Origin of the sequence: Candidatus Methylacidiphilum fumarolicum, assembly GCF_949774925.1 — a bacterium.
In the GTDB taxonomy this organism is placed as follows: domain Bacteria; phylum Verrucomicrobiota; class Verrucomicrobiia; order Methylacidiphilales; family Methylacidiphilaceae; genus Methylacidiphilum; species Methylacidiphilum fumarolicum.
The window spans coordinates 2,220,836-2,239,306 of record NZ_OX458932.1 but is presented as its reverse complement, the minus strand read 5'-3'; the positions used below and the strand labels follow the sequence as shown (position 1 = coordinate 2,239,306).

Below are 18,471 nucleotides of genomic sequence, written 5' to 3'. Positions count from 1 at the left end.
TATTAATGGATATCGTACTTACGTAACTTAGCGTAAAGGAGGGGCCTAACGATTCCAAGTTTTTTAGCGGCAGCTGAGCGAGTGGGACATTCGGCAAGAGCTTTATGTATGAACATTTGTTCAAGTTCTTCTAGGGCTTTCGGGAGAGGTAAGTTGAAAAGATTTTGGATTTCTTTTATTTCCAGTGGATTATTAAGGGGCAGATCGATATCCATAGGCTCTATTGTCTTTTTTGGTTGAGTTAGACAAAGTCGTATAATCATATTCTCTAATTCCCTTACATTCCCTGGCCAATGATATCTATAGAGTAAAGAAAGCGCTTTTTTTGATATTCGTTTGGGATTTTCCTTTGCATATTTAGCGATAAAAAATTGGACTAAATCAGGAATATCTTCTTTTCTTTCTCTAAGGGGAGGCGTATGAATGCGAATAACATTTAACCGGTAGAAAAGATCCTTACGAAATTGTCCACTTTGAATATTTTTTTCAATCGTCTCTTTGCTAGAAGCTATTATCCGAATAGATCTAGCTTTGGTGATTTTCTCTTCTTCAAAAAGGCGAAGAAGTTTTGATTGGAGGGAAGGATCCAGTTCTTCTACTCCATCAAGAAAAAGGGTGCCTCCAATGGCCTCTATTTTTTTGCCCTTATGTCCCATAACCGCTCTCTGGGATTCCACACCAGCAAAATGTCCTCCGAAGATTTCATTCTCAGCTAATTCTTTGGGAAGGGAGGCACAGTGGATGGAAACGAAAGGATGCATTGCTCTTGAACTGCTAAAGTGAATGGCTTTTGCAACGATTTCTTTGCCGCTGCCTGTTTCTCCAGAAATCAATACTGGTTGATCAGTCATAGCGGCGATTGCTACCATTCTTCGGAGTTCCTCTGCCAAACGGCTTTTGCCGATGATTGCATATGGGGTATCTAAGGAAGCAGAACGTCTCATTGCAGCAAAGCGTTTGAAAAAGACATTGGATAAGTGCTATTTGGTTGTATATAAAAATATTTTGTTGGAGACAGCAGCATGCAAATTATTAAATTATAATCCAGAAAGAGCATTGAGATCTTTGTTATTTTGGTGATAGTCACAGCTTTTTGACTTTCTTTCCCTTAAAAAGAAAAAGCAATACGAGTCAAAAGTTTCTTTTGGTTTATTCGTAAATATTTTTTTTTGCGGAAGGCTTAATATTATGGAACAAGATCAAACTCTGCTCTTTTGCCTTCCATTGAATTGGGTCCAACCCAGAGGAAAAACCGGCCAGGTTCAATCTTTCTTTTCCCTTCATAATCTATAAAAGCTAAATCTACGGAGGAAAGAGAAAATTTAATTTTTTGTCTTTCTCCAGGCTTAAGAAAGACTCTTCTTATTCCTTTTAGTTCTTTTAAAGGTCTAGAAATGGAAGCTACTGGATCACGAATGTAAAGCTGGACGATTTCTTCTCCAGGAACCGTGCCTGTATTTTCTATTTCCGTCAGAATCTCTAATGTTTCATGATAATTGATTCTGGAACGATTGAGAGTAGGGAAACTGTAATGGAAAGTAGTGTAGCTTAATCCATAACCAAAAGGGAAAAGGGGAGTGTTGCTTTGGTCGATATAGCGGCAGGAGGGAAAGGAACGATTGGCTGGTCTACCGGTAGGAAGTTGGGCATAATAAATTGGGATCTGCCCGACGGATCTTGGGAAAGTAATCGGCAACTTTCCAGAAGGATTGTAGAGCCCAAAAAGAATCTGTCCTAAAGCTTCTCCGGTCTCTGTTCCTAAAAACCAAGCTTGCAGGATAGCTTTAGTTTTGGAAATGATTCTTGAGAGATCCAACGGCCTGCCACTAAAGACTATGAGGACAACTGGGACTCCGGTTTCTAATAAGACTTCAATAAGCTTCTGCTGTTGTGTTGGCAAGTCTAAAAAAGCTCTCGATGCGGCTTCTCCTGACATATTTGCTTTTTCTCCCACGGCTGCTACGATCAGTTGACTACTTTGAGCGATTTTGAGGGCTTGCTGATAATCTACCGTGCCATGACTAAACTTATTGCAGCCTTCCACCACGTGGATTTTTGTTCCTCTAGGAGCATATCTTTTTAGGCCTTCAGCAAGAGTTATTACATCATTGCAATCTCCAATAGCCGACCAGGGGCCTAAATGTTCTTTGCGTTCTTCACTGAAAGGACCGATCAAAGCAATAGAGCGAATAGAAGGAGCAATGGGGAGCAGCCCATCTTCATTTTTTAATAAAACCACGGATTTTTTGGCTGCTTCCAAAGCTATTTGCTTGTTGGTTTTAAGAATGGTCTGCCATTGGTTTTGATCTATCTTTAGAGGGTGTGGCTCTTGGGTAAAGAGTCCAAGCTTTTTTTTAAGGGTTAGGACCCTTAAGGCTGCCTCATCAATCGTTTCTTCTTTGACCTTTCCTTCTTTGAGGAGTTCTTCTAAATATTGGGAATAAAGGCCACTAACCATATCGATGTCAATGCCAGAATTTATGGCGAGTGCCACTGCCGTCTTTTCATTTTCAGTGATCCCGTGCTGAACCAGTTCTCTGACGGCATTCCAATCGCTGATAACTGGACCTTCCCATCCAATGTCCTTTCTTAGTAAACCTTTTAGCAACTGTGGATTGGCAGCTGGCGGTAAGCCATTAATGGCTACAAAGGCTGCCATCGTTGCAAACGCTCCTTCTTTAAAGGCTTGGAGAAATGGAGGAAGATAGATTTCTTGAAGCAGCCTATGAGAAATAGTTACTGAATTATAATCTCTCCCACCTTCGACAGCTCCATAACCGACAAAATGCTTAGGACAAGCAGCGAGGAGACTAGAAGAAGAAAGGTTCTTGCCTTGAAACCCTTTGATCCATGCTGAAGAAAGGAGAGAGGCTAAAAACGGGTCTTCTCCTGGACTTTCGGCTACTCTTCCCCACCTAGGATCTCGACAAACATCAAGCATGGGAGCAAAAGTCAAATGGATTCCAAAAGCTCTTGCTTCTTTAGCGGCAGCATGAGCTACCAGCTCAATAAGTTCTGGATCCATACTAGATGCCAAAGCGATCGGGATAGGAAAAATGGTTTTGAAACCATGCAGGACATCGAATGCAAATAGTAAAGGAATTTGTAAACGGCCTCTGTTCGAAGCAATCAGCTGAGCTGCTTCAATTTGAGAGGGGTCTGTTAGGTTTAAAAAGGATCCTACTTTTCCTTTTTGAATAAGAGTTTTTAGCTCTTCAGATAGCATCCCATCCTTGGGACTTAATAGGACCAACTGTCCAATCTTTTCTTCTAGGTTCATTTGGGAAAGAATAGCTCTGACATCAGATGGTTCGATCGGTTTTAAAGAGGATGGGGACATTGTTAAAAAAATAAATAAAATAGACTAACTGACAAAATATAGTCTTCGAGGCTCAACCTGTCAGATGTTTTACAAAGGGATTTTAGGGAAATCCGTCCCCTTTTAAGCCTATCTAAAAAGGAGAGAATCTGATTTTCTACTTTAGCGAAGTTGGTTTCCGACGTGTCTTATAGCATGGACTGGATCCTTTGTCTCCATCCATCAATGGGTTGTTGTGTAAGGTTAGACCAAATTTTTCAAAATGCCTGCGATATTGAAGTTGGGTCTTGAATTGACTAAAAGTCGGTTCTGGTCATGCTGCTCCAGTAGTAAGTAGTTCGCTGGATGTTTGCGGTATGAGTGGAAAACTGGGCCATTTTCCTAAAAATGATTTCAAGGGTCATGTTCCAGGGATAAGCTAAAACTACTTTTGAATCAGAAGCGTTTTTTTCCCTTGAGCCTTTTTCCATTTCCACAAAATGGGACAACCGGTAAAGGCAAAAGTTTGGCGAAGTTTTCCTTCAAGAAATTTTTTATAGGCAGCTTTGAGTAATTTGAGATTATTGACAAAAAGAACAAACGTTGGACACGGAGGCCCTTTGGAACTGTCTTTATTCTTAAGTTGTGTGGCGTAGTAAATTTTTAATCTTTTACCTTGAATGGGCTGTGGGGGGAATTGATGCAAGGTCCTTTGGAAAAATTCGGCGACATCATGGGTAGGAATGCATTTTTTTCTTTCCTGGTCTACTAGAAGAATTGCAGTGAATAAGCTTTGATAATTCCATTTTTTTTCAGCGCTGAGTGCCACTACAGGGGCATAACTTAAAAATGGAAGCTCTCTTTGTATGAGTAGGCGACTTTCTTTTCCCCAGTTTCGCCGATCGAAGGAATTCTCTAACAAATCAATTTTATTGAGGACAATGATACAGGGCCGAAAAGCTTTTTGTATCAATCCGCCAATTTTTTTATCTTGTAGGCTAATTCCTTTTTCAGCATCAATGACAAACAAAACGATATGTGAGCGGTTTATAGCATGTACCGTCCGACCAGCTATTTTACTTTCTAAGCCTGGTTGTAGTTTGTTTTTTTTTCTGAGCCCTGCCGTATCAATCAGCGTGAAAGGAAGACCAGCAATACTAAAATCAACATCAACAGCGTCATGAGTTGTCCCCGGATGTTCGTCCACCACAAGCCTTTTTTCTCCAATAAGCCCGTTTATCAACGTTGATTTTCCTGCGTTGGGTTGTCCTATTACGGCGATACGAGTAGGAGGAGCAGCGGGCAGTTTTAAATCCTTTTGCTCAGTCACTATGGAGTCGCTCACAAAGATGGAACGAAGAAGCTCTTCTATACCTCTATTGTGTGCTGCTGAAACTGGGAAAATGGTATCGAATCCAAGCGCAACAAAGTCCAAAGTATTATTTTCCAGTTTAGGATCGTCTATTTTATTGACGACAACAAAGACTGGCTTATGCCTTTTCTTTAAAAATTTTCCTATTTCTAGATCTAAAGGGGTGAGTCCAGTTCTGCCGTCGACGACAAAAAGGATATGGGTAGCTTCTGTTAAAGAAATCTCAATTTGCTCGAAAAGGGACTTTTCTAAATTTGTTTTTGAATTAAAGTCCAAACCTCCTGTATCTATGAGCATTGCTTTTTGGCCATCCCTGTGGATAAAAGAAATGATTCGATCCCTTGTGACTCCTGGGATATCATGAACCAGTGATAGTTCTTTGCAACAGATCCTATTGAACAAAAGAGACTTTCCAACGTTCGGCCTTCCGATAATGGCTACGACTTTCATCCCTATAAAAGATTATCTTTTTTTGCAGTTGGAGAAACAGAATGATGATGTTGAGAAAGTAGAATTTTTATGGCTCTGATAGAATATACTATGCTAGAAAGCATAAGAAAAAGCGCACACAAATAGACTGAAATATTGGTTAGTTTTGCAATTCCTAGCAGAGAAAAACCCACTAAACTAAAACTCATGAATGTAGCCAATTTGCCAGTCCAATGCGGCTGAACTTCCATTTCCTTGTGTAAGGCTTTTAAAAAAAGAAAACCAAAAAGAAGGAAAAGATCTCTGGAAGCTATTAGAAGAGGCAACCATAAAGGAATTTTAGCTATTTTTGAAGCATTGATGGTTGCTAAGGAAAACAGCATGACAAAAAGAAGCAGTTTATCAGCGATCGGATCCAGAATGGCTCCTAGCTTGCTTTTCTGTCCACAGTTCCTGGCTAAATACCCATCGATACAATCAGAAAAGGCGGCAACAAGAAAAAAAATCAAGGAACCTGCACGCAGTTTTTCATCGGGTTGGCTGATTTCATCACTCTTTTCATATTGCTTAAGGAAAAAGAGTATAAGAGGAAGGGATACAATTCTAAACAAGGTTATCCATGAAGCCAGTGTCATATATCATCATTCATGTTCAAATAGCACTTTATGTAATCTATTCAAAACCTTCTCTTTTCCTAGTACTTCCAACATTGGATAAAGACTGGGACCAACTGTTCTTCCTGTAAGCGCTACCCTAAGTCTATGAATATAATCGGCAGTCTTTCTTCCGTGTTTCATCGCTAGGCTCTTAATAGTTTCTTCAAGTTCCTTTGAGTGAAAAGGAGAAACCTTCTCAAGGTATGGGAAGGCTTCTTTGAGGATATTCTTTCCCTCGTTGTCTAGATATTGTTGCAACACAGCATCATTGTATTCGATTTGATTACTGAGCAGGGGTTTTATCCAATCAATGAGTTCTTTGCCCGTTTTTACTTTTTCTCTTACGATAGCCACAGCCCCTTTCAAAAAGGGGATATTATCATAGTGATCATCAATAAGACCTGCCTTTTTAAGCCAGGATAAAGCGTGAGGGAATAGTTCATCTAAGGGCATTGTTCTCATGTATTCTCCATTCAACCATAGCAGCTTTTGACGATTAAAGCGAGCGTTGCTCCGATGAATCTGAGTCAGATCGAACTTTGCAATAGCCTCTTCAATGTCAAATATCTCTCTGTTTTCTTTGATAGACCAACCAAGCAAACACAAATAATTGCGGAAGGCCTTAGGTAAATAACCTTCATCAATGTATTCCTGGACAGAAGAACCTTTGTCTCTTTTGCTCATTTTTGAGCCTTCCGGATTAAGGATAAGGGGAATATGAGCATAAAGAGGTGGTTTTATTCCCAAAGATTCAAAAATGGCAATATGTTTAGGGGTATTGGATAAATGATCTTCTCCTCGTATCACATGGCTTATCTTCATTTCACAATCATCTACAACATTGACGAGGTGAAAAACAAAAGAACCGTCTTTTCTACGAATCACAAAATCTTTTTCAAGGGTACAATCAAAATAGATATCGCCGCAGATAATATCTGGCACAATAATTCGCTTTCGAGGCATGCGGAAAAGCACAGCTCCCTCTTTGATATAAGCCATGTCTTTATCGATCAGCTTCTTACAGTATGCTTCGTAAATATCGTTTCTCTGGCTTTGAAAATAAGGACCAAATGGTCCAATGGTTCGGCCGTCAGGTAATGGACCTTCGTCCCAATCTAAACCTAACCAGCGGAGGTTCTCAAAAATGACCGATAGTGCTTGAGGGGTATTCCGGCTTGCATCGGTATCTTCGATCCTCAAAATAAAAGTTCCGTTCGTATGCCTGGCGTAAAGCCAATTGAATAGAGCAGTTCTGGCTCCCCCTACATGAAGATAGCCGGTAGGAGACGGAGCGAATCGAACGCGTGGATGAGATGGAGTGGTTGAGGTCATGGCAGATAAGATAAGTTAAAAAATGATACGGGCTCTAGTCTAAATTATTCTAGGAAAGCTCTTTTTAAAAATAAATATTCAGCTGTTTTCTTTTTAGAGTTAAAGAGAGTATTATTTGGGAATCAGTAAGTCAAGAATCCGCTAGAGAAAGTGACAGCGGAACTGTCTCGCGGTTCAAACCATTGTTCGTAATAGGTTCTTTTAAAGAAAAAAGGTTTGTCTTTAAAGATTTCCATAAGAAGGGCAATAGCCCCAACGCCATCAAAAAAACGAATATTTTTTTCTTTTTGGAGATGCGCAAGAAAACCTTCCAAATTTTGTTCTTCGACGTTTTTCCATAGTTCTTTTTCCCATAACTCTGTATCTTTGAGCAATGCTTTTGTTAAGTCCAAAGGATGACCAAATCTTGGACCAATATGGCATCCATCAATGCTAATGATAAGAGCTGCTTTTTCCCCATAAGCGGTCAGTACTTCACGGAGAGCAGAAGCAAGCATTCGCATCATTGAAAGTGCTTCCTTGCCGTTGTTATAAATAATGAGATCGTGTAAGCCGCCACAGAGGATAGGGACAAATTCTAAGGGCTTTTCGATGCCCATCCAGTAACGCAAAGCTTGCATAAAAACGATAGGAAATTCGATAGAATGCTCTCTTTGATGTCCATCAGGATCAGCAAGAGAAAAATTGACACTTCTTTCGATGCGCTCCACAATTTCTATTCTATTATAGGCTCTTCCTAAAGGAGTTATATAATCTCTACTATCAATACTCCATTCAAGCCGGCTATGATGTCCAACTCCAAGGATAATAAAAAAGTCGGCTTCTGCCCTAGAAAACCAATGGGAAAAGGCATGAGTATAGGCCTTGGGACTAACTTGAAAATCGATATGAGGAGACAAAACGGCAAGCCTCTCTTTTTTTTCTTTACCGATCGTATTTTTTTTAGGCCAAGCGCAAGCGCCTGGCAGATCGAAAAAGGACCGGAATTTGGTCAGACAATCTACAGGATCGGAAGGATAGGAAAATCCATGGCAGCTTGCTCGAACAGCATTCTTTTTTAAGTTCATAGGGAACGAAAATCAATAAAATGAAAAATTAAAGACTGTAAAGCTTCAGTTAAATAATCGTTCCATGCGGGACGACTCCGCCCCGTGGGATGATAACAATTCCATCTCGAATATAATAGAAATCACCATCGTAATTCTGAGGCTTGCCGGCAGGAGAAATTTTCACATTATTGCCAATCCGACTATTTTTATCGATGATGGTTTTTTCAATAAAAGAGTTATTGCCGATCCCTATTCTAGGAAGGCCGTGGCCTTCTGCGCTTAGCGCCTGACTTTCTGTTTCGTAATAGTCGTTTCCGAGAAGCACTGTGTCATTGAGGCAAGTTTGTGGTTGAACAATGCTTCTTATTCCAATAAGAGAATGGGTAATTTTCGCTCCTGTAATAATGCAGCCTTCTGCAATAAGAGAATTTTCGATTGTTGCATCGAGGATTTTGGAAGGCGGAAGATATCTGGGCCGAGTAAATATGGGGAAGTGACTATCGTAAAAGTCAAAATTGGAATGGAGGTGGCATAGGTCTAAATTGGCTTGATAGAAAGCTGAGATTGTTCCAATGTCTTCCCAATAGCCAGGATAAATATAAGAGTAGACGCGATGGGTACGGATTAACGAAGGAATAATATCTTTGCCAAAATCTGGCTCAGCGCCTCCAAGGGCATTGGAAAGGGTCTTACGATTAAAAACGTAAATGCCCATAGAGGCAAAATAATAAGCTGAATCCCTTGGTATGTGATAAAGACTTAAAAAAGGGTCGGATATAGCAAATTCTTTCAGTACTTCTTTTTCTTTCGGTTTTTCAACGAACGCCACTATTCGTTTTTCTTCATTGACCCTTAAGATTCCTAAGGATGAAGCCTGTTTTATGGGAACAGGGGTGATTCCGACCGTCACATCTGCGCAGGTTTCAATATGCTGTTCGATCATTACTCGGTAATCCATCTTATAGAGTTGGTCTCCAGCAAGAATTAAGACCATATCATGAGGGTGGCTAGCAAAATGGATAAGGTTTTGTCTCACTGCATCTGCAGTACCCTGATACCAGTAAGCTCCTTTGGGAGTCTGCTGTGCAGCCAGAATTTCTACAAAACCTTGCGAATAGTCATCAAACCGATAGGTCTGCTGTATATGTCGATGGAGAGAAGAGCTATTGAACTGGGTCAATATAAAAATTCTTCTTAACCCAGAATTGATTGACAAACTTATTGGAATATCTACAAGACGATATTTGCCAGCAATGGGCACGGCGGGTTTTGCCCTTTCTTTGGTGAGTGGAAATAGTCTTGTGCCTGCACCTCCTCCCAGAATCACTGTAATGACATCCATTGGAGAAAAGGAAAAAAGATGAGATCTATTCATAATGTTTGATATTTATTTTGATTTTATTTAAAAAGAATACACCATGTGTGGAATTTTTGCTTACCTGGGGAAAAAGAAGGCGCAGCCTATTCTGCTTGATGGGCTCAAGCGGTTGGAATATCGGGGGTATGATTCCAGTGGTATTGCCATATTCGATGGGACCAAGATCGAGGTGGTCAAAAAAAAGGGAAGAATTTCTGAACTTATCCATCTTCTTGGGAAAAAGCAGTTGGATGGTAGAGTAGGGATTAGTCATACCCGGTGGGCCACTCACGGTATTCCTAGCGATGAAAATGCGCATCCACACTTCGATCAGTTGCGCCATCTTTCGTTGGTTCATAATGGAGTTATTGAAAATTACCAACTTTTAAAGCAAAGATTAATCAATTTAGGGCATACCTTTCAATCAGAAACAGACACGGAAGTTTTAGCTCATCTTATTGGTCATTACTATGAGCTAGGAAAGGAAGACGATCCCACTGCTAGACTTATCCAAGCACTCAAGCGTTCGCTAAAGGAAATTAGTGGCACTTATGGGATTGCTTTGATCCATTCCGAGGTCCCCAACTTGCTTGTAGGGGCGAGGAGAGGGAGTCCATTGGTCTTGGGAATTGGAAATGAGGAGTATTTTTTAAGTAGCGATGTGACAGCGATCTGTCCCTATGCTCATAAAGTTGTCTATTTAAATGATGGGGATCTTGTAACAATTAGCTCTGAGACTTTCGATATCCAGTCTTTGAATAAAACAAATAATGGATTTGAAATTCGGGATGTTGATCAAACCGAAATGAGCGCCAGCCTCAAAGGCTTTCCTCATTACATGCTAAAAGAAATTTATGATCAGCCCGAAACGATTAGGAATGCTTTCCGAGGTAGATTAATCCAAGAAGAAGCAACGGCTAAACTGGGAGGACTGAATATGAGTCCTCAGGAACTACTCAGGATTGAAAGAATCCAAGTTATTGGCTGTGGTTCTGCTAGACATGCTGGGATTGTGGGGGAATATCTTATTGAATCCCTCGCGCATATTCCGGTAGAAGTCGAATTTTCCAGTGAGTTTCGATATAAGAATTCTCCGATGGATAGGCATACGGTGGTTATTGCTGTAAGCCAATCTGGAGAAACTGCTGATACCCTTGCAGCTGTAAAAGAAGCAAAAAGAAAGGGACTGAAGGTCCTTGGTATATGTAACCGTGTGGGAAGCTCTATAGCCAGAGAAACAGAAGGGGGAGTCTTTATGCATGCAGGCCCTGAAATCGCAGTGGCCGCCACAAAATCGTTTACCTCACAAGTCCTTATCTTCACTCTTCTTGCTTTATTATTAGGCAGGTTGAGGTTTCTCTCTGCTAGAGAAGGTCATGAAATCGTAGAAGCTATTGAGGCGCTTCCGGATCAAGTGGCTGAAGTCATCAAGTTGGATCCTCAAGTCCGAGAGTTGGCAAAAAAGTATGCCCATTCAAAAAGGTTTTTGCTATTTGGACGTCAGTTTCAATATGGAGTGGCATTGGAAGGTGCATTAAAGATAAAGGAAGTTTCATATTGTAGTGCCGAGGGGAACCCTTCGGCAGAACTAAAACATGGGATTATAGCTTTAATCGATCAATTCACTCCGAGCATTTTTCTTTGTCCTAAAGACGGCGTTTATGATAAAAACATTAGTAATATGGAGGAAATAAAGGCAAGAGGAGGACCGATTATTGCTATTGCGACAGAAAAAGACGACCTTGTTTCCAAAGTTGCCGATGAGGTCTTATATATTCCCAATGCACAAGAGTATTTGTGTCCCATATTAACCGTTATTCCGCTGCAACTGTTTGCGTATCATTTGGCAATTATCTTGGGCAAAGACGTTGATAAGCCTAGAAATTTGGCCAAAAGCGTTACGGTAGAATAAGCAGTTGTTTCAGTTAGTCTTCTTCCCCCACTTGCCGTCTTAAAAGATCCATTACTGAAGCTTGAATGTTCTTTCCCTCGTAAAGTATCTTATAGATTTCATCAGCGACTGGTTTTTTTTGTTTAGAAAAAAGAGCGCTTTTGTGGACTGAAAAAGCTGTTGGATATCCCTCTATAACGGTTGATTCCATTGATAAAGCCTTAGTCAAAGGGATGCCAGAAGCTATTCTCATCCCAAGCCTAAAATTCCTACTTTTCATACTGCTAGCCGTAAGAAAGAGATCTCCTACACCACTAAGACCAAAGAAAGTCTCAGCTTTCCCGCCTGCAGCCACTCCCAGTCTGGTCATTTCAGCTAAGGATCGAGTCAAAAGAGAGGCATGAGCGTTTTCCCCTAGAGCCAGTCCATAGCAAAGGCCTCCAGCAATCGCATAAACATTTTTAAGCGCTCCTCCCAGTTCTAATCCCACCAGATCGGTTGTCCGATAAACACGAAAGGTTCTAGAATGAAAAATATTTTGGAAAAATATTCCTAAAGCTTCTTTTTCAGACGATACAACAGCGGCTGCAGGAAGACCAGCAAGGATTTCTTCTGAAAAGGTAGGGCCCGAAAGAGCTCCTACATTTTCATTTTTCCATACATCTTTGATTATTTCTGTGACCCTCTTTCCTGTAGTGATCTCCAATCCTTTGCTTAAACTTATGACTGGACACTCTGGATTAGGAAAGCGATGAAGCGTTTGTCGAATATGCTGAACGGGAATGGCTATACAAAGACAGTCAAGTTGTTGTTCCCACGTATTATCCGTATGATGAAAACCCAAAGGTTCATGACCATTTTCTGCAAGGAGTTTTTTTATCGTTTTTCCCCATTTCCCCTGGCCTAGGATACCGATCTTCATTTGTTTTGTTTTGAAAAATTCAATTTTGGTTCAGTCCCTTTGAAAATTCTTTTTATGTTGGATCTGTGTCTCCATATAGCAAGAAAAGAAGCGACAATGGAAAAAAAGAAGAATAAATGATTGTTTGGGTAGAGTATAAAGGTAAAGAAGGGAAAGAACAAAGCAGCACAGATCGAGCTGATCGATACAATGCGGGTAAAAAACAAGATGCCGAACCAAGAGATCAGAAGCAAGAGGAACACCTTGGGCATAAGAGCTAGGAGGACACCGGCTGAGGTTGCTATTCCTTTGCCTCCCTTTCCCTTTAGCCAAGGCGTAAAGTTATGGCCAATAATAGAAGAAAGACCACAAATCAGAGCAAAAAGATCTGAGGAGGTTTGATGAACATCGAAATGAAAACGAATAAGAAAAACAGGGATAAAGCCTTTTAAAAAATCGAGAAAAAAAACTAAAAGCCCCCATTTCCAACCCATAATCCTACCGACATTAGTAGCTCCAATGTTTTTGCTGCCCAAAAGTCTAATATCAATCCCCTTGGCTTTGCCTAGAAGAAAACCGAATGGAATGGAACCGCAAATAAAAGAAAGGAGGATGCCACTAAAAAGCAAAAGCGGTGAAATAGCTTCAGATCCCATAACGAGCCGATGCAATTAAGATGCTGGAAAATACACAATCAAAAGGGAATGGTTCATTGAAAAAAAGCATTTTTATACATTTATGGTCTACAATCCAGTACTTTTTGTCTTAAAGCGTGATCAGCCAAAACCAACTTAGTCATCGCTTCAACGATTGGCACAGCTCTGGGCAACACACACGGATCGTGTCTTCCTCTCGCCCGTAAATGAACTTCTTCGCCATCCACTGTAACTGTCTTTTGCTCTTTGGCAAGAGTGGCTACCGGTTTAAAAGCTACACGAAAAAAAAGATTTTCCCCATTACTGATACCTCCTTGGACTCCGCCACTCCAGTTCGTATACGTTCTTACCCTTTTGCCTTCCATATAAAAAGGATCGTTATGCTCAGAACCTCTCATTCTGGCTGCTTGAAAGCCAGAACCGATTTCAAAGCCTTTTGAAGCAGGTAAGCTAAGCATTGCCTTTGCTAAGTCAGCTTCCAGCTTATCAAAAACAGGCTCTCCAAGGCCAGGAGGCATACCACGAACTACACAGTCAATCACTCCCCCGACCGTATCTCCCTCTTTCTGTGCCTTTTCTACTTCCTTCAAGGCATTATCAAAATTTTCTGAATCGGGCCAACGTAATATGTTCGATTCAATTTTATCCTTGGTAATTTTATTAGGATCACAAAAGGATTTGACTCCATGAACTTCTGAGACCCATGCAATAACTTCTAAGGAAGGGTAGAGAACTTCAAGGAGCTTTCCGCCAACCGCTCCTCCTGCAACTCTTCCTACAGTTTCTCTGGCAGAGGCCCTTCCACCCCCTTGCCAATTGCGAATTCCATACTTGACTTGATAGGTATAATCCGCATGCGATGGCCTATAAATATACTCCATCTCAGCGTAGGCTTCTGGACGGGCATCTTCATTTCTTACTAAAATTAATATAGGGGTTCCTAAAGTCATCCCGTTAAAGGTACCAGAAAGAATTTCGGCGATATCTTTTTCCTTTCTCTGGGTAGTGATTTTACTTTGTCCAGGTCTTCTGCGATCAAGTTCCTTCTGGATATCTGATTCAGTCAGGGGAATTTTTGATGGACAGCCGTCTACAACGACTCCAACTCCTTTTCCATGAGATTCGCCCCAAGTAGTAATGCGAAATAAATGTCCGAATGTATTGGGCATATATATATATGATTGTATAGTCCTAATAAAAGAAATGTAAATGGCTTGGCTATATGGAGCCTTAAAAATCCATTATCCTATTCATACTAGGTTCAATTTCTAATAATCGCTAGAGGAAATCATGAGCTAAAAATTTTTTTAAACACCGTTACTCATAAAGGATAGGCACCTTGAGTTTATAAGAAAATAAATTGTAGCAAAAGGTCTCTTTCTTTCTATTTACATTAAAAAAGATATAATTTAAAAAACGAGTTTTAGGGTATGCCAAGGCACATTGTACTTGTGGGGATGATGGGGGCTGGAAAATCTAGCGTTGGATCCTGGCTTTCCCAAGAAAAAGCGATTCCCGTTTATGATTTGGATCGGATGATAGAAGAAGCAGAAAAGGCAACAATAGCTGAAATCTTCGCCACGAAAGGAGGCGAGTATTTCAGGAAAAAGGAAATGGAAATGGTTTACCAAGTCATTTCCTCTCCACCCGGAGTAATTGCCACGGGAGGGGGGACCTTACTGAATCCATCTAACCTTTCTCTTTTAAAAGAGCATGGGTTTCTTTTTTATCTTCAAGCCTCTTTGGAACTTCTTTGGTCAAGGCTACAAGATAAAACGGATAGACCCCTTCTTTTTGGGGAAAATCCAAAAATGACATTAGAAAAGTTATTGAAGGAAAGAGAATCTGTTTACAAAGCAGCAGACATGGCAATTGAGGTGGATGGGAAATCAATTGAACAGCTGGGAGAACTTTTATGGAGTCATTGGATAAGAGCAACGGAGAAAAAAAGTGGCTAAGACATTCTCGTATAGGCTTTATTGGTTCTGGAAAAATGGCTAAGGCGCTTGTGCACGGGTTTTTAGGGAATAATAAAATAAGCTTAGAAAATCCACTCTGGATTTCTGGGCGTTCCAAAGGGAGCATTCAATCTTTTTTAGAAGAATTTGAGAGCCATAAAATCCATACTACCTTGGATAATCGGGAGCTAGTTAATAATACAGATCTGGTATTTTTATGTGTGAAACCACTCCAAGCAGAAGAGGTTTTACGAGAAATCAGTGCCATAATAGCATCTAAAGTTTTCATTTCGGTTGTCGCTGGCCTGACAATAAAAAACATAACCCAACTTTTATCCCATTGCATGGTGGTTCGGGCAATGCCAAATCTTCCTTGCCAAATAGGCAAAGGAGTGATCCCTTATGCTTTAAATAGGGATCAGGATACAAAGAATGGGGAGATGGTTGGCCTGATCCATTATTTATTTTCCCTACTAGGCCATCCTATTCAGATTAGCGAAGATCTTATGGCGGCAGCAACTGCATTAGTAGGGTGTGGCCCGGCTTATGTCTGTATGCTTATGATAGGGTTAATAGAACAAGCCAAAGCCTATGGATTTCCGGATTTAGAGGCGATTCAATTGATGAATGAGATGGTTTTGGGGACCCTCTCATTGTTAATGGAAACAAAGAGATCCCCTGAAAAACTGCTCTCTGAAGTTAAAACGCCACGTGGAATTACAGAAGCAGCGACTCAAGTGATGGTTCGAAAGGGGTGGGAAGATATTTTACTGGAAGCTATAGAAGCGGCAAAGAAAAAGGCTGAAACATTGGAAGCCAACTTTAAATAAATAAAAGAATCTTAAGAATGAGCTTGACTTTTTATCCCATAACCAAAGAACTTTACGATTATGCCATTTGCCATAGGACTTATGCTTCCGATCCTTTAATGCAAAAGCTTCGGAGAGAGACCCTGGCATTAGGAGAAATTTCTGAGATGGCTATTCCTCCAGAGGAAGAAAGTTTCCTCTCGATACTGGTTGCGGCATGTAATGCAAAGACTGCGATAGAAGTGGGAACCTTTACAGGGATTGGTTCCATAGCCATTGCAAGGGCATTAGCTCAATCTGGAAAGCTTGTTTGTTGTGAAATTAATCCTCAGTGGATTGCATTGGCATCTAAATATTGGAAAGAAGCTGGGTTGGAACATAAAATAGAAGTGAAAATCGGTCCTGCATTAAAAACCATTCAAGATTTGGAAGAGGATTTACGGTTTGATTTTGCTTTTATTGATGCGGATAAAGAAAATTATGAGAATTATTATGAATTGTTATTGCCTAAAATGCGACAGAATGGACTCCTTGTATTCGACAACATGTTTTGGAAAGGAAGGGTGATTCGTCCTGAAGACTCTGATAAAGATTCTCTTGTGTTGAGTAGACTCAACGACAAACTAAGCAACGATACTAGAATTGAATCGGTACTCCTTCCTATAGCCGATGGAGTGGTGATCGCTAGAAAGAAAAACTAGAAGGAATCTTATGATTTTCGATGTAAACGATTTTGAACAAGAAGTTATCCATAGAAGCAAAACCATCCCTGTTGTGGTGGACTTTTGGGCAGCGTGGTGCGGTCCCTGCCGCATGTTGTCTCCCCTGCTAGAAGAGTTGGCAGCCGAAGCGCAAGGAAAATGGGATCTAGCAAAAGTGAATGTAGATGAACAAGAAGCAGTGGCTGTAGCCTACGGAGTGAGTGGAATTCCCGATGTGAGGATATTTGTTGATGGGGAGGAAAAAGACCGCTTCGTTGGTTTGCAACCTAAAGCAGCAATTAAGAGTTGGCTGGAGAAAAATTTGAGTCAAAAGGGGCAGAAGACAAAATGGAAAACAGCTCTTGATTTATTTGAGCAGGGTAAGTTCCATGAGGCGATCGTGGCTTTTGAAAAAGAAAAGGAAAAGCCAGAGAATCCCCAAGAGTTTTTAATCTATGCGAAATTCCTTCTATTGTCCGATCCGCAAAAAGCGTTGTCAGTTCTCCAACCTGAAATTGAATCGGAAGATCCATCCATCTATGAGGCAATCAAATGTCTTGGAACTTTATTGCTTGGAATGGAAATAGAAAAATTGGGCGAAACAGAAGAAAAAATACGATTTGTGGAGGGGTTAGAAGCAATTAAAAAATTGGATATAGAAAAAGGACTGTTTAATTGGATTTCTCTGTTGCATATAAATAAGAATATTGGAGAAGGATTGGTCTTAAAGGCGGTTCGTAACTTATTTCGATATCTTGGTCCAAGACACCCACTTTCTTTAAAATACAGCCGAGCTTTCTCTACAGCTGTCAATGTTTAAGAGGGATAGGGAGTAATGGATAGTTATTGATCTTGCCATGCCAATCTAGTTATAAACAGGCATGGCGAACCTATATTCGACGAAGAAGTTTGACGTGCTGATTGGTCGGAGCCTAAACTAAAAGTAGTGCAAAATGGTGAGAAGGGGAGCTGCCCGCAAAACGAAATTTTACAAACCGGTGGCAGAAAAAAACATCTAAACAAGAACTATTAATACAGTGGAAAGAGGCAAGGATTTTAGAATTTGCGAGGCAAAAGGAAGCTTACAAAAGAAAGCGAAAGGTTGAACAAAAGGTAGAGGAAGAGTGTAGAAAACGGCAAGAAAAGCAAGAAAGAAGAAGAGCCCAAATAAACTTTTTCCTCAGGTTAGCTAATGCAGGTAACAGGATACCAAGCCTCCCGCCACTAGAGCGCGCTAAAACGGTTTCAAAAAAACTAAAGGAATTTGTTAGGGGAAATATAAGGCACTTCGTAAACAAAGATGAGAAAAATGGAAATGATGCAGGAGTGGAAGAACCGCTGTTTGGGATGATTAGAGAAAATGAAGTAATGATGACAAAAAGAGGTTACGACAAATTCTGTGAGGAAGAATTAGAACGACCGAATTCAAGAATTGCAGAAAAAATATTTGTTAATGAAGTATTCTTCTTGGATGGCAGGGCAAAGGTAAGAATAAGTCTCCAACAAAGAATATCCGAATAGGGGGGAAGCTTTATAAAGTTTATATCTTTGCACGATACTTGTATGAGTCTTCGGAAGAGGAGATAGAAAAACTTGTAAATTCGCCTGTCAAAGCGGGGTAGATAGCATCCTGACTACCATAACTACCAGATATAGAATTCTTATTTCCTTGTATAAGCCATTTTTTCCGCGGAGTTGATATAGGAAAAAAACTACCTAAAAAGGAAAAATTGAATGGCAGGCTTTCTGTCAACAACAGCGAAACACTATTTTGCAAGTTTCATATCCGGAGGTAAGAAAAAGCAAACTATTTTGTCATTGTGACGAAGCTCTAAAACGAGCGCGGAAGAGGTCAGCCGAGCACAGAATACTAATGAGCTGTTAGGATTAAAAGGATTCCCTTCATCATTAACAACTCTTCCCTTAATCATTATGTAAATTTTGCCTTCCTTATTCGATAGGCTGAAGTCTCCTATATTTTCTTTCTTTTTTCGTTTTAATTCAGGTTAACAAAAAATTCCCCGCTGTGCTTTAACAGCATGGAAATAAACGAAGCCTCAGC

At 40.4% G+C, this 18,471-nt stretch carries 15 protein-coding genes; 5 read left to right on the top strand and 10 right to left on the bottom strand.

Annotated features, from left to right (window positions below; genetic code table 11):
• Positions 1 to 2: 2 nt before the first annotated feature.
• The 7 genes from QOL44_RS10195 to QOL44_RS10165 form a co-directional block, all read right to left on the bottom strand.
• Positions 3 to 944, bottom strand: coding sequence for a sigma 54-interacting transcriptional regulator (locus tag QOL44_RS10195; protein ID WP_009058173.1), 942 nt, complete (start codon positions 942 to 944; stop codon positions 3 to 5).
• 242 nt (positions 945 to 1,186) lie between these two features.
• The gene (gene bglX / locus QOL44_RS10190) at positions 1,187 to 3,340 is read right to left on the bottom strand and encodes a beta-glucosidase BglX (RefSeq protein WP_009058176.1); all 2,154 of its coding nucleotides are present in this window, start codon (positions 3,338 to 3,340) and stop codon (positions 1,187 to 1,189) included.
• 403 nt (positions 3,341 to 3,743) lie between these two features.
• Positions 3,744 to 5,120 carry a ribosome biogenesis GTPase Der gene (gene der, locus QOL44_RS10185; protein WP_009058177.1) on the bottom strand — a complete coding sequence of 459 codons (1,377 nt, stop codon included), beginning with the start codon at positions 5,118 to 5,120 and terminating at the stop codon, positions 3,744 to 3,746.
• Positions 5,121 to 5,122: 2 nt separating this feature from the next.
• Complete coding sequence (locus QOL44_RS10180) at positions 5,123 to 5,734, bottom strand: CDP-alcohol phosphatidyltransferase family protein (RefSeq protein WP_009058179.1); 612 nt, start codon at positions 5,732 to 5,734, stop codon at positions 5,123 to 5,125.
• A 6-nt stretch (positions 5,735 to 5,740) separates the two neighbouring features.
• On the bottom strand, positions 5,741 to 7,087 hold the full coding sequence (locus tag QOL44_RS10175; RefSeq protein WP_009058182.1) for a glutamate--tRNA ligase: 1,347 nt from the start codon (positions 7,085 to 7,087) through the stop codon (positions 5,741 to 5,743).
• 122 nt (positions 7,088 to 7,209) lie between these two features.
• A complete protein-coding gene (gene amrB, locus QOL44_RS10170) occupies positions 7,210 to 8,154 on the bottom strand; it encodes an AmmeMemoRadiSam system protein B (protein ID WP_009058184.1) in 945 nt (314 codons plus the stop codon).
• A 49-nt stretch (positions 8,155 to 8,203) separates the two neighbouring features.
• On the bottom strand, positions 8,204 to 9,511 hold the full coding sequence (locus QOL44_RS10165; RefSeq protein ID WP_009058185.1) for a glucose-1-phosphate adenylyltransferase: 1,308 nt from the start codon (positions 9,509 to 9,511) through the stop codon (positions 8,204 to 8,206).
• Between the two features lie 43 nt (positions 9,512 to 9,554).
• Here QOL44_RS10165 and glmS point away from each other — a divergent pair, with 43 nt between their 5' ends.
• Positions 9,555 to 11,405: a glutamine--fructose-6-phosphate transaminase (isomerizing) gene (glmS, locus tag QOL44_RS10160; protein WP_009058190.1), complete on the top strand. Its 1,851-nt coding sequence runs from the start codon at positions 9,555 to 9,557 to the stop codon at positions 11,403 to 11,405.
• Positions 11,406 to 11,418: 13 nt separating this feature from the next.
• Here the strand turns inward: glmS and QOL44_RS10155 are convergent, their stop codons facing one another.
• From QOL44_RS10155 to aroC, 3 genes are all read right to left on the bottom strand, one after another.
• Positions 11,419 to 12,306, bottom strand: coding sequence for an NAD(P)H-dependent glycerol-3-phosphate dehydrogenase (locus QOL44_RS10155; protein WP_009058191.1), 888 nt, complete (start codon positions 12,304 to 12,306; stop codon positions 11,419 to 11,421).
• A complete protein-coding gene (gene plsY, locus QOL44_RS10150) occupies positions 12,303 to 12,941 on the bottom strand; it encodes a glycerol-3-phosphate 1-O-acyltransferase PlsY (protein ID WP_009058192.1) in 639 nt (212 codons plus the stop codon). The genes QOL44_RS10155 and plsY overlap by 4 nt, the downstream gene beginning before the upstream one ends.
• 80 nt (positions 12,942 to 13,021) lie before the next feature.
• Positions 13,022 to 14,110 carry a chorismate synthase gene (gene aroC, locus QOL44_RS10145; RefSeq protein ID WP_009058194.1) on the bottom strand — a complete coding sequence of 363 codons (1,089 nt, stop codon included), beginning with the start codon at positions 14,108 to 14,110 and terminating at the stop codon, positions 13,022 to 13,024.
• Between the two features lie 261 nt (positions 14,111 to 14,371).
• On the opposite strand from aroC, the gene QOL44_RS10140 reads away from it, so the two are divergent.
• The 4 genes from QOL44_RS10140 to trxA are packed head-to-tail and all read left to right on the top strand — an operon-like array spanning position 14,372 to position 17,229.
• Positions 14,372 to 14,899: a shikimate kinase gene (locus tag QOL44_RS10140; RefSeq protein ID WP_009058196.1), complete on the top strand. Its 528-nt coding sequence runs from the start codon at positions 14,372 to 14,374 to the stop codon at positions 14,897 to 14,899.
• Positions 14,857 to 15,729 (top strand): pyrroline-5-carboxylate reductase, encoded by an 873-nt coding sequence (gene proC / locus QOL44_RS10135; RefSeq protein ID WP_009058197.1) that lies wholly within the window; start codon positions 14,857 to 14,859, stop codon positions 15,727 to 15,729. The genes QOL44_RS10140 and proC overlap by 43 nt, the downstream gene beginning before the upstream one ends.
• 17 nt (positions 15,730 to 15,746) lie before the next feature.
• Positions 15,747 to 16,409, top strand: a complete 663-nt coding sequence (locus QOL44_RS10130) for an O-methyltransferase (protein ID WP_009058199.1) — start codon at positions 15,747 to 15,749, stop codon at positions 16,407 to 16,409.
• 10 nt (positions 16,410 to 16,419) lie between these two features.
• Positions 16,420 to 17,229: a thioredoxin gene (trxA, locus tag QOL44_RS10125; RefSeq protein WP_009058201.1), complete on the top strand. Its 810-nt coding sequence runs from the start codon at positions 16,420 to 16,422 to the stop codon at positions 17,227 to 17,229.
• The last annotated feature ends 1,242 nt before the right edge of the window (positions 17,230 to 18,471 follow it).

Bases quoted from the DNA above. Each gene is read 5' to 3' on its own strand.
- amrB (WP_009058184.1), bottom strand. From the start codon at position 8,154: ATGAACTTAAAAAAGAATGCTGTTCGAGCAAGCTGCCATGGATTTTCC.
- QOL44_RS10165 (WP_009058185.1), bottom strand. From the start codon at position 9,511: ATGAATAGATCTCATCTTTTTTCCTTTTCTCCAATGGATGTCATTACA.
- der (WP_009058177.1), bottom strand. From the start codon at position 5,120: ATGAAAGTCGTAGCCATTATCGGAAGGCCGAACGTTGGAAAGTCTCTT.
- trxA (WP_009058201.1), top strand. From the start codon at position 16,420: ATGATTTTCGATGTAAACGATTTTGAACAAGAAGTTATCCATAGAAGC.
- QOL44_RS10130 (WP_009058199.1), top strand. From the start codon at position 15,747: ATGAGCTTGACTTTTTATCCCATAACCAAAGAACTTTACGATTATGCC.
- glmS (WP_009058190.1), top strand. From the start codon at position 9,555: ATGTGTGGAATTTTTGCTTACCTGGGGAAAAAGAAGGCGCAGCCTATT.
- bglX (WP_009058176.1), bottom strand. From the start codon at position 3,340: ATGTCCCCATCCTCTTTAAAACCGATCGAACCATCTGATGTCAGAGCT.
- QOL44_RS10155 (WP_009058191.1), bottom strand. From the start codon at position 12,306: ATGAAGATCGGTATCCTAGGCCAGGGGAAATGGGGAAAAACGATAAAA.
- QOL44_RS10195 (WP_009058173.1), bottom strand. From the start codon at position 944: ATGAGACGTTCTGCTTCCTTAGATACCCCATATGCAATCATCGGCAAA.
- proC (WP_009058197.1), top strand. From the start codon at position 14,857: ATGGAGTCATTGGATAAGAGCAACGGAGAAAAAAAGTGGCTAAGACAT.
- QOL44_RS10175 (WP_009058182.1), bottom strand. From the start codon at position 7,087: ATGACCTCAACCACTCCATCTCATCCACGCGTTCGATTCGCTCCGTCT.
- QOL44_RS10140 (WP_009058196.1), top strand. From the start codon at position 14,372: ATGCCAAGGCACATTGTACTTGTGGGGATGATGGGGGCTGGAAAATCT.
- plsY (WP_009058192.1), bottom strand. From the start codon at position 12,941: ATGGGATCTGAAGCTATTTCACCGCTTTTGCTTTTTAGTGGCATCCTC.
- QOL44_RS10180 (WP_009058179.1), bottom strand. From the start codon at position 5,734: ATGACACTGGCTTCATGGATAACCTTGTTTAGAATTGTATCCCTTCCT.
- aroC (WP_009058194.1), bottom strand. From the start codon at position 14,110: ATGCCCAATACATTCGGACATTTATTTCGCATTACTACTTGGGGCGAA.